10 protein-coding genes and 1 pseudogene are annotated in these 8,999 nt (G+C 48.8%); 4 read left to right on the top strand and 7 right to left on the bottom strand.

Annotation, left to right across the window (positions count from 1 at the left end; genetic code table 11):
• Nucleotides 1–218: 218 nt before the first annotated feature.
• The 6 genes from ETF27_RS08730 to ETF27_RS08705 form a co-directional block, all read right to left on the bottom strand.
• The gene (locus ETF27_RS08730; protein ID WP_021825124.1) at nucleotides 219–530 is read right to left on the bottom strand and encodes a DUF4134 domain-containing protein; all 312 of its coding nucleotides are present in this window, start codon (nucleotides 528–530) and stop codon (nucleotides 219–221) included.
• 211 nt (nucleotides 531–741) lie between these two features.
• Complete coding sequence (locus ETF27_RS08725) at nucleotides 742–1,458, bottom strand: conjugal transfer protein TraD (protein WP_147785725.1); 717 nt, start codon at nucleotides 1,456–1,458, stop codon at nucleotides 742–744.
• Nucleotides 1,455–1,700: a DUF3408 domain-containing protein gene (locus ETF27_RS08720; protein WP_036906439.1), complete on the bottom strand. Its 246-nt coding sequence runs from the start codon at nucleotides 1,698–1,700 to the stop codon at nucleotides 1,455–1,457. Before ETF27_RS08720 ends, ETF27_RS08725 begins: the two co-directional genes overlap by 4 nt.
• 42 nt (nucleotides 1,701–1,742) lie before the next feature.
• A complete protein-coding gene (locus tag ETF27_RS08715; RefSeq protein WP_036906436.1) occupies nucleotides 1,743–2,237 on the bottom strand; it encodes a DUF3408 domain-containing protein in 495 nt (164 codons plus the stop codon).
• Between the two features lie 31 nt (nucleotides 2,238–2,268).
• Nucleotides 2,269–2,676: a DUF3408 domain-containing protein gene (locus ETF27_RS08710; RefSeq protein ID WP_021824984.1), complete on the bottom strand. Its 408-nt coding sequence runs from the start codon at nucleotides 2,674–2,676 to the stop codon at nucleotides 2,269–2,271.
• A gap of 2 nt (nucleotides 2,677–2,678) precedes the next feature.
• Nucleotides 2,679–3,440: a ParA family protein gene (locus ETF27_RS08705; protein WP_021825156.1), complete on the bottom strand. Its 762-nt coding sequence runs from the start codon at nucleotides 3,438–3,440 to the stop codon at nucleotides 2,679–2,681.
• Nucleotides 3,441–4,142: 702 nt separating this feature from the next.
• Here ETF27_RS08705 and mobA point away from each other — a divergent pair.
• From mobA to ltrA, 4 genes and pseudogenes are all read left to right on the top strand, one after another.
• Nucleotides 4,143–4,568, top strand: coding sequence for a conjugal transfer protein MobA (gene mobA, locus ETF27_RS08700; protein WP_036906433.1), 426 nt, complete (start codon nucleotides 4,143–4,145; stop codon nucleotides 4,566–4,568).
• A complete protein-coding gene (gene mobB / locus ETF27_RS08695) occupies nucleotides 4,547–5,821 on the top strand; it encodes a conjugal transfer protein MobB (RefSeq protein ID WP_036906430.1) in 1,275 nt (424 codons plus the stop codon). The genes mobA and mobB overlap by 22 nt, the downstream gene beginning before the upstream one ends.
• Before the next feature lie 33 nt (nucleotides 5,822–5,854).
• Nucleotides 5,855–6,571: pseudogene (locus tag ETF27_RS08690) on the top strand (YWFCY domain-containing protein); the annotation flags it as partial.
• A 626-nt stretch (nucleotides 6,572–7,197) separates the two neighbouring features.
• Nucleotides 7,198–8,757: a group II intron reverse transcriptase/maturase gene (gene ltrA / locus ETF27_RS08685; protein ID WP_147785724.1), complete on the top strand. Its 1,560-nt coding sequence runs from the start codon at nucleotides 7,198–7,200 to the stop codon at nucleotides 8,755–8,757.
• 20 nt (nucleotides 8,758–8,777) lie between these two features.
• Here the strand turns inward: ltrA and ETF27_RS08680 are convergent.
• Nucleotides 8,778–8,999, bottom strand: a 222-nt coding sequence (locus ETF27_RS08680) for a transposase (protein WP_193557215.1), incomplete at its 5' end; no start/stop codon positions are given.

Raw genomic sequence — 8,999 nt, 5'->3', positions numbered from 1 at the left:
AGTACAGGAGAACCATCCAAATTAGAACATCCATGCCATCAGAAAAGTCCGTCATCTTCCTACTAGCAGCCGTGGTGATGGAGGAAACAAAGACAACAAATGAAAGGAGAATATATCAATTCAAAAACTGGAAAGAAAAGAATAAAATAACAGTGGAAGTACAGAGAAAGGAAAGATGAATTACACACTTTTAAGGACACTACCCATACATTATTATATTATAGGAAGAACGAGCGCAGAATGGTGGCTGCCACGATGAGGAAGATGCACGCTCCAAACCAGCTTGCGGCGGTCTTGGAGGTGTCGGGGTCGCCCGACGAGAACTTGCCATAGACCTTCACGCCGCCGATGAGTCCGACCACTGCGCCGATGGCGTAGATGAGTTTCGTGCCTGGGTCGAAATACGAGGTGACCATGGAGGTGGCTTCGTTGATGCCTGCCAGTCCGTTGCCCTGTGCGAATGCTGTTGCGCTTGCAGCGATGAGGAGTGCTGCCGAGAGGATTGTTCTGATACTGTTGTTCTTGTTCATATTGATGTTCTATTTTGTGCCCTCAAAGGGTGGATAGTCCTTGTCGGGCGGGTTGATAATGATTTACTTTATTCGGATATAGTGGTGTCGCCCTTTTGTTTCCACGGACTTAGGCTGTCCGTTTGCGGTCTGGATGTACCTTGTACCGCTCTGCCGCTTTGTTGTTGCATTACTTTCTATTCATTCTTTTTTTCGTTGCAATGGTTATACGTTATACATAGTCCCGGATGTTGAAGTCCTCCAGTTTGTCGGGGATGACGAAATCTTTCTTCGGCTTCTTCAGGCGAATTTCCATCAGTCCCTTGATGCGGATACTTACTTCCGTACTTCCGGCCATTAGTTTCTCATAGAGTTCCGTGTCCTCCAGTTCTGCGAAGACCTCCCTCGCTTTCTGCTGTTCCTTGCCCGACGGGTTCTTCTTGGTGGCTATGTGGACAGCCTCACCAATCTCGTCAAAGCTGAAACCAGAGGCTCGCGGACGTTCGCTTTCTTCTTCCGGCTCATCATCCGAATAACCCAGCTCGTCCGGTGAAAGGCTCTTGAAAGCCTTGTCGAGTTTCACGTCCGGGATGCGAGCGGAGTCCGTTTCTTGCTCGCTGTCTTTGTTTTCGCTTTCAAAAGTAATGTCGTTTTCCGACATCTCCACACCTTTTTCGGAAGTGGAATCCTTTGGCACAGGGGTGGCAGCGGTTGGCCTCGGAGACTGCATTCTGAACTTGCTTTTCCCGATAATCTCATTGTCGGAAACTGGAGATTGGGACATCGTTGGCCTTTCCTCCGCCGTTTCATGAAGCGACTTCCATACATCGGCAATGCCTCTCAGGAGTCTTGCCGCCTTGGTGTCGGCTATGCGGTCTGCAAGAAGCAGCAGGATAAACCAGACATTGCAGACAATGGACACGGAAAGCAGGATATAGGTGATGCTCATAATCTTGCCTTCAATGCTTCGTTCAATACTTCGTTGAAGGTTGTCCCGTGCATGCGGAAGTGGTCTTCCAGCACATTGTGGAGATAATCCGCTATGGTAATCTCACCTCGACAGCCGAGATTAGCCATCAGACTTATTTTCTGATGAAATTCCTCGCAGATGTAAACTTGCTTGCCGTCTCTTGCTTTGATGCCAGCCTTCTTAATGAACTTGTTGAAAATGCTTCTGAGATTCTTCTTCATTGTCTTGTAAATTTAGATGTGAATAATTTGATTGCCCCGATTTTATGCTTTAGATGCGATACACTGCACATCATTGATCTCGCAGAGTTTGCTCTGCAATACGTTTTTCACGTAATCGTCCACGGTACATTTGCCGTCTCCCATGACTTGGATGATATTCTCTATCACGGCATAAGTTGTCGGACTGATAGGAATAGGACGGGTATTCGCCTCGCGGAGTTGGTACTTCAATATGCTTTCCACAAAGGCGTCCACAGTGCAGCCGTCTGTCTCCATACCATGAATCAGACCCTCTATCATGTCATAGGTCGCTGCGCTGATAGATATAGACCGGGATTCCTTACCACTGAGACCATGCTTCAGCACGTTCTCCACAAAATCGTCCACGGTACAGCTGCCGTCTCCCATGACTTGGATGATTTGCTCTATCTTGGCATAAGTCTTCGGACTGATGGCCACTGGCATGGCATTCTTCTTGTTGATGCCATTGCTCTTCAAAAACACGCTACGGTAATTGCTCACTTGATTCTTCTTCATTGTCTTGAAATTTTTGATGTTAATACTGTTGTTAAATCAAATTGTCTCTTTGTTTCTTGTACAGTTCGTTGATGCGGTCCTTGTGCTGTTGCAGGTGGAACCGCAGGACGGTGTCGATGTATCCGCCCACTGTCGTGTCCTCCGGGGCGATGCTGTTGACTATCTTCAGGATGACGCTGTGGACATCCCTGCTGATATACACGCACTGCCGGGTCTTGATTTCGTTGCGACCGAGATATAGCCCGATATAGTCATCGTCCTGCTGTTTCTTTTTGCCGCCCGCATCGCGCCTCGTTGGAGCGTAGGACTTTTCTTCCTGTCCTTGCACGGACTGTTCTTGTACGGGAGGAGGCATCTGTTCCTCGCTTCTTTTCTTTCCGATGGAGGCAATCAACAGTTCCTCGTCAATGCCTTCCGTATTCACTTTTCTGCTTGCCATAATTACGGGTTGTTTATGATGTTACTGATTTCCTCTGCAAATTCCTTGATGCCGCTCCCCTTCAGCAGGGCGGAGTCCATCGGGAAGATGGTGGAACGGAACACGCCCTTCCGTTCTTCCGAAAGGTCACGGCGGTATTTCTTGCTGTCGGGCAGTCGTGTGGATAAGACTGAAAGCCCCATCTCCGCCATCACGTCCTCATAGACCTCATACAGCCCGTTCTTCTCCCTGCCGTCAACCATCGTCCAGAACAGGTGGAAGGCTTTTGTCTTCGCCCTGCCTGTCGTCATCAGGTTGTCCTTGAACATGGTGGCGAACTGGAGCGTGCTCTCCACCACGAAACGGTCTGCACTGACTGGGGCGAAGATGTAGTCCATCTGCGAGAGCGTCTTGACCACGCCATTCGCCTTCAGCGTGCCGGGCATGTCGAAGAACACCACATCGGGCTTCACCTCCTCGTTTGCCAGCAGTTTCTCCGCATCGTCCAAGGCGTTCACCGCATCGCTCTCCACTATCGGATAGGCATGCTTCTTGATTTTGCGGAAATGGTCGCAGGCCAGTGCCTTGAAGTAGAGGCTTTCCTCTATCAGTTTCAACTCGCGCTCACGCAAACCGTGAATGCTGTGCTGCGGGGCATCGCAGTCCACCACCGCCACATTCAGCCCCATCACATTGTGAAGGTAACTTGCGGCAAGGGCAGTGACGGTGGATTTGCCGATGCCTCCCTTCTGTGTCGCAAAGGCGACGAAGATTTCTTTACTCATGTCTTCTCGTTTTTGAATGATTACTTACTCGTTTTATTGTCTCTCTATGGGATTGCATCCCGGTGTCTTCATTTATGCGGATGATTGGTTTGTCGCTTCAACGGCTTTCCCCTTATCCGGTTCTTCGCCTGTTTGAATCCCCACTGAATGACGGCATGAAGTCATTGCGTCATTACGTATGCGCTTCATCGTATCAGTGGATTGCCGGACCTTTGAAAATCCGCTTTTCCGCTTACCCGTCAAACCGGTTACGCATGGATTTGAACAGTCGGTTTTCTACGTCCGCAAATCATCCGTGAACTGAATCACGATGCAAAAGTATAGGCATTTTTTCATATCCGTATCACTTTCGGAATGAGTGGCAGCGAGTGGCACAGGGTGGTAGCGGTTGGCACAGCAAAAACGCTGATTCAGAGGCGAAAATAGCCGTAATTTTGCACCCAAGCGACAGGGCTTGCCCTTGGAACACTGCCACCAGGGTTATCAGGCAATACACCAATCCGTCCGAAGGCGGATTTTTATTGGCATTAGCCAATAGCAAGATGTCTTTTCAGTTACTCAAAAGGATTTGAGTTACCCGAAAAGCTCTCGCCCCACTGACGAGGGATGGCTCTTCCTCCAAAGTCGGGAAGCCTGATGAAAACCGATGGTTGGAGGCCCAGAAAGGAGACCTTGGCGCAAAACCACTAAATCCAATCAATAATGCAGAAAGAGAAAAGAAGAACGGGGCGATGCCCCAAGTTGGACACGAAGACGCACTGCGTGATGGTACGCTTCGACGACGGCGAGTGGAACAGGTTCCTCGCCATGCACGAGAAATCGGGTGTCTATGCCAAGGCGGTATTCCTGAAGGAGCAGTTCTTCGGCAGGACGTTCAGGGTCGTCACGATGGACAAGGGCTTGGTGGACTATTACACCAAGCTGTCGGATTTCCATGCGCAGTTCCGTGCCATCGGTACGAACTACAACCAAGTCGTGAAGGAATTGCGGTCGCATTTCTCCGAGAAAAAGGCGATGGCGTTGCTCTACAAACTGGAGAAATGCACGGAGGAACTGGCGGCGTTGAGCCGCAGGATTGTGGAACTCTCAAAAGAAATGGAGGAGAAATGGTCACCAAAATCAGTTTAGGGAAGTCGCTCTACGGTGCCCTCGCCTACAACGGGGAGAAGATCAACAAGGAGCAGGGTCGGCTGTTGGCCACCAACCGCATCTTCAACGACGGGAGCGGCACGGTGGACATAGCCAAGGCGATGGAGGGCTTCATGGCCTTCATGCCCGCCACGGTGCGCACGGAGAAACCTGTGCTGCACATCTCCATCAATCCGCATCCCGATGATGTGCTGACGGACACGGAGCTGCAGGAGATAGCACGGGAATACCTCGACCGTCTGGGCTACGGCAACCAGCCTTATATGGTCTATAAGCACGAGGACATTGACCGCCACCACCTTCACATCGTCACCATCAATGTGGACGAGAGCGGCAGGCGACTCAACCAGGACTTCCTCTTCCGCAGGAGCGAGCGCATACGCAAGGATCTGGAGCGGAAGTATGGGCTGCACCCGGCAGAGCGACGAGGCGAGCGCATAGAGCGTCCGCTGCACAAGGTGGACACTTCGGCAGGCGATGTCAAAAAGCAGGTGGGTAACATCGTGAAGGTGGTGAACAGGCAGTACCGCTTCCACTCACTGGGCGAATACCGTGCGCTGCTGTCGCTGTACAACGTGACGGTGGAGGAGACGCGGGGCATCGTGCGTGGACGGGAATACCACGGGCTGGTGTTCTCCGCAACGGATGATGCAGGCAACAAGACGGGAAATCCGTTCAAGTCCTCGCTCTTTGGCAAGTCAGCCGGATATGATGCGCTGCAAAACAAGTTTGCACGCTCCAAAAAAGAGATAAAGGACAGGAAACTGGCTGAAATGACGAAGCGCACTGTATTGGCGGCTCTGGAGGCGACTCACCACCAGGACCGCTTCATCGCCCTGCTCAGGGAAAGAGGCATCGACACGGTGCTGCGACATACGGAGGACGGGCGCATCTACGGCGTTACCTTCATCGACCACCGCACGGGCTGCGTGCTCAACGGCTCACGCATGGGCAGGGGATTTTCGGCCAATGCCTTGCAGGAACACTTCACGCTGCCATTCGGCAACAACGAGCCGATAACGATGACTGTACCTGCAGAAGAGAGCGTTCCTTCTGAAGAAAGAAACGCTGTCATGCCGAAAGCAGAGGAGTACACCGCTGACGGTTTCCACATCTCAGGCGCAGGGCTTTTCTCACCCGACGGTTCTGGTATCGACCCCGAAGAGGAGGCGTTTATCCGTGCCATGCAGCGGAAGAAGAAAAAGAAAAAGCGCAAGGGACTGGGAATGTAATCAAAGTATCAACAATCAAAAAAGAATCAAGGTATGTCACAAGAAGACGATTTGAGGGCACTGGCGAAAATCATGGATTTTCTGCGTGCTGTGAGTATTATACTGGTAGTGATGAACGTGTATTGGTACTGTTACAGTGCCATACGGCTGTGGGGTGTGGACATCGGTGTGGTGGACAGGATTCTGATGAACTTCAACCGCACGGCGGGACTGTTCCACTCCATCCTCTACACGAAGCTGTTCGCCGTACTCCTGCTCGCCCTTTCCTGCCTCGGCACGAAGGGCGTGAAGGGAGAGAAAATCACTTGGAGCAGGATTTGGGCGGCACTGGCAGCAGGCAGCGTGCTGTTCTTCCTCAACTGGTGGATATTGGCGTTGCCACTGCCCACGGAGGCGGTGGCGGGCCTGTACATCGCCACCATCGGCATGGGCTACGTCTGTCTGCTGATGGGCGGGTTGTGGATGAGCCGCCTGCTGAAGCACAACCTGATGGAGGATGTGTTCAACACGGAGAACGAGAGTTTCATGCAGGAGACAAGGCTGCTGGAGAACGACTATTCCGTGAACCTGCCCACACGCTTCTACTACCGCAAACGCTGGAACAGGGGCTGGATCAACGTGGTCAATCCCTTCCGTGCCTCCATCGTACTGGGCACGCCGGGCAGCGGTAAGTCGTATGCCGTGGTGAACAATTTCATCAAGCAGCAGATAGAGAAAGGATATTCGATGTATGTGTATGACTTCAAGTTCGTGTGACTAGAAAGTTACATGAGTGGCTGTCAAGCAATGACTTGACCTGCTGTTTCGTCAGTAGTAGCCTATGGGCAAATGCAGTCTTTAAGGGATTGTGTTAAGCTGCCCAGACAAGGTAGCCCTGTCGCAAGACGCAGAAAGAACCGTGAGGGGATTTCAATAACTGCCAGTGTTAGGCGGTTGGGGAGCTTGGCTGAAAGGTATGGTTAGCGATAGCGAACTGTTGATAAACGTCGTTAAGTCGAACAAGCTAAAGACACTATAAGGCTTGAACCAAAAAGGTAAAGTGGTTGGCTATCCTTGTGAACTTTGAGGATACACGAACATCGGAACCACCGGCGGAGAGACAGAACCTAACCCTTTCATGGCACTCATGTAAAACTAGGTAAGCCCATATGTTTCCTATTAACCAAATAGGTAAGCCAACCGCAAGGAAAGCAGAATGATATGTGGGTAGAAGATTGTGGAAAAAGCGAATGCTGTCTTGTAATGAGACAGATACGGATTGAGTTACAGGTCACGTGATGGCATGAATAATATCATCCGACACGAAAGTGGGCAGACTTCCACGTTAGGTAACACTTTTACAATAACTTTTAGAACTTCTCAAAGAAGGAATGCAAATGAACGAACGTAACATAAAAACATCGTGTGCGCCTACTGACAATAGTGGGGGCTGGACTTCCATTGACTGGAACAGAGCCGAAGCTGCTGTTAAGAAGCTACAAGTTCGCATTGTAAAAGCGCAGAAAGAAGGTAAGTGGAACAAGGTAAAAGCATTGCAATGGACACTTACCCACTCGTTTTACGCTAAGGCATTAGCAGTAAAACGTGTGACTTCCAATCAAGGCAAGAACACTTCGGGAGTGGATAAAGTCCTTTGGACAACAGACATGTCGAAGTATAAAGCCATTGACACACTACGAAAAAGAGGGTATAAACCTCAACCTTTAAAACGTGTTCATATCAAGAAAAGTAATGGAAAACTCCGCCCTTTAGGAATACCCACAATGAAAGACCGAGCTATGCAGGCTCTTTATGCCATGGCACTTGAGCCAGTTGCAGAAACAAAAGGAGACAATTTCTCCTATGGATTTAGAAAAGGAAGAAGCACTGCGGACGCTATGATAAGAATTCATACACTACTTTCAAGGAGATTTTCTCCTGAATGGGTATTGGAGGGTGACATCAAAGGATGCTTTGACCACATAAGCCACGAATGGTTATTGGAAAATATCCCTATGGACAAGACCATGCTGAAGAAATGGCTGAAATGTGGTTTTATCTTCAAAGATGAACTTTTCCCAACAGAAGAGGGTACACCGCAAGGTGGCATAATCTCTCCTATCTTGGCAAACATGGCACTTGATGGAATACAAGATTTACTCGCAAAGAATTTCCCTATAACAACTAAGAATGGAAAGGAAATTCGTCACAAAATAAATCTTGTAAGATATGCTGATGATTTCATTATCACAGGTGATAGCGAGGACATTCTCAGAGAAGAAGTTAAGCCACTTATTGCGAATTTCTTGGCAGAAAGAGGACTAACACTATCCGAAGAGAAAACTCTCGTTACACACATTGACAATGGATTTGATTTTCTCGGATTTAATGTCAGGAAATATAATGGAACACTGCTCACGAAACCATCAAAGGACAGAGTGAAGAAATTTACCGCAAAGATTAAGGATGTGATAAAGAAAAACTCGTCCGCAACCCAAAGCGACCTTATCTTCACGCTCAATCCTATCATTAAAGGGTGGGGAAATTATTATCAATTCTGTGCCGCTACTGAAACATTCAGAAAGACGGACAATGCTATTTTCCAAAAGATTTGGAGATGGTGTTTGCGCAGACATCACAACAAGGGGCTTGCATGGATTAAAAACAGATATTTCCATAAGATGGGAAACAGAGATTGGATTTTCTCCACGGAAGTAAGTAGAAAGAACGGTAATTTCTACCATTCTCTTGTATCACTTACTGACATCAAAATTAAGAAATATCCACAACTCAAAGCTGCTTATAATCCATTTGACCCAGCATGGGATGATTATACCGAACAGAGGGCTGTAACCAAAATGAAATTCAGTCTAAAGGGACGGAAATCTCTCATCTACATATGGGAAAAACAAGAAAGGAAATGTCCGTTATGTGGTCAACCCATAACAAAGCGGTAGTGTCCTTAAAAGTGTGTAATTCATCTTTCCTTTCTCTGTACTTCCACTGTTATTTTATTCTTTTCTTTCCAGTTCTTGAATTGATATATTCTCCTTTCATATGTCGTCTTTGTTTCCTCCATCGCCACGGCTGCCAGGAGGAAGATGACAGACTTCTCTGATGGCATGGATGTCCTCATTTGGATGGTTCTCCTGTACTTCCTGTTGAGCCTTTCAATCCAGTTGGTCGTATATATGCACCT

Origin of the sequence: Prevotella brunnea (assembly GCF_008016795.1) — a bacterium.
Lineage (GTDB): Bacteria > Bacteroidota > Bacteroidia > Bacteroidales > Bacteroidaceae > Prevotella > Prevotella brunnea.
Note: the sequence above shows the minus strand (reverse complement) of the source record. Positions and strands in the feature narration are given on the sequence as shown.

Coding starts and splice junctions, on each gene's coding strand:
- mobB (WP_036906430.1), top strand. CDS start 4,547: ATGGTCACCAAAATCAGTTTAGGGAAGTCGCTCTACGGTGCCCTCGCC.
- ETF27_RS08730 (WP_021825124.1), bottom strand. CDS start 530: ATGAACAAGAACAACAGTATCAGAACAATCCTCTCGGCAGCACTCCTC.
- ETF27_RS08720 (WP_036906439.1), bottom strand. CDS start 1,700: ATGAAGAAGAATCTCAGAAGCATTTTCAACAAGTTCATTAAGAAGGCT.
- ETF27_RS08710 (WP_021824984.1), bottom strand. CDS start 2,676: ATGGCAAGCAGAAAAGTGAATACGGAAGGCATTGACGAGGAACTGTTG.
- ETF27_RS08705 (WP_021825156.1), bottom strand. CDS start 3,440: ATGAGTAAAGAAATCTTCGTCGCCTTTGCGACACAGAAGGGAGGCATC.
- ETF27_RS08715 (WP_036906436.1), bottom strand. CDS start 2,237: ATGAAGAAGAATCAAGTGAGCAATTACCGTAGCGTGTTTTTGAAGAGC.
- mobA (WP_036906433.1), top strand. CDS start 4,143: ATGCAGAAAGAGAAAAGAAGAACGGGGCGATGCCCCAAGTTGGACACG.
- ltrA (WP_147785724.1), top strand. CDS start 7,198: ATGAACGAACGTAACATAAAAACATCGTGTGCGCCTACTGACAATAGT.
- ETF27_RS08725 (WP_147785725.1), bottom strand. CDS start 1,458: ATGAGCATCACCTATATCCTGCTTTCCGTGTCCATTGTCTGCAATGTC.